We start from the raw sequence: 1247 nt of genomic DNA on the forward strand, positions 1-1247 counted from the left end.
GAGCCTCTTTTAATGAGCAAAGAAGCAATATTTTAATGAAACATGATTTTAATCCTGATACTGGAAGACCTAATAATGAGGCTGCATTGGTTGCAGCCTGTAAAAATGCTCCTAAAAGCCTGGAGCTAAGTAAGCTTGCTCAAGCAGTACAAGAGTTTAATAAAAACCAGCCTGGGCTCGATGATAAATCCAACTTAATACGTAGTTTACGCTTTATAAACACCATCGAAAACTCAAAAGAGCTTATAGTGCAAATTGATATTGATGAGGTTCTAACTAAGAAACAGAAGTTTGACCGCAATAGAAGTTGTGTAAACACGCCAGCAGCTAAAGCGACAGGCAAAACTAGAGAGTCTCAGATTCAACTCAATCAGAACAAAATAGAAGCACGTTCTGATAAGAAGAAAGAATTTGATGCTCTAGCTGTATCTGCTTATCAAAATGAGCATCGTAACGTCAATACAGCTGTTATTAGAGTAACATGGGATGGCTTTGTGCATGTAATCAAAGGCGAATCTGTAACCGAAGCGTTAAAATCGCTAATGGCATTACTGCTTGAAAATAACCTTCTTACTACCAGACGCTTGGTGTTTTTTATGGATGGAGCTAAGAGTCTTAAAAGTAAGATTAAGGACATGTTTAGCTTTGCGTCATATCATATTATTTTGGATTGGTACCATGTATCTGTCTCTGTACTTCAACATTTAAGTATGGCTCTTAGTGGCACTATTGCTCAAAAGCGTGAACATCGCTCTGAAGTTTGTAAACATATTTGGCATGGCAATCTTCAGTATGCAAGAGAGGTAATCCTTAATTTTCAAAATAAAGGGATTGTACGTAATCAGGCTAAACTTCAGAATTTGTTAAACTACTTGTATAACAAACAAGATGAGCTTACTTGTTATGCATTAAGAAAGGATATGGATCTTTCAAATAGCAGCAGCCAAGCTGAAAAGTACAATGACATTTTAGTTGCCTCCAGACAAAAAAATAATGGCATGGCTTGGTCTGTTGTTGGAAGTAATGACCTTTCAAGCATTAAGGCGGCAAAGGTTAATAACAAGCTCCATATTCACCTAGAAAACCCAACTAAAAACCAATGGTTTAAAGTCTGTGATGCCTGCAATGAAGTAGATCTAATGGCAGCATAGTCATAGCTCTCTACGCTATATCTACAATGGCTTGACAAAACACACTTTTTTTGTTAATTACGGCTTGAAAAGTGAATTCGTCGTCCGTACAGGTGG

The 1247-nt window shown here is 37.2% G+C and carries 1 protein-coding gene; it reads left to right on the plus strand.

The window, feature by feature from the left end; translation table 11 throughout:
• Window positions 1-1151, plus strand: a 1151-nt coding sequence (locus tag MXE38_RS12335; RefSeq protein WP_246915506.1) for a hypothetical protein, incomplete at its 5' end; no start/stop codon positions are given.
• Window positions 1152-1247 lie beyond the last annotated feature (96 nt).

The organism is Anaerobiospirillum sp. NML120448 (assembly GCF_023050945.1).
In the GTDB taxonomy this organism is placed as follows: domain Bacteria; phylum Pseudomonadota; class Gammaproteobacteria; order Enterobacterales; family Succinivibrionaceae; genus Anaerobiospirillum.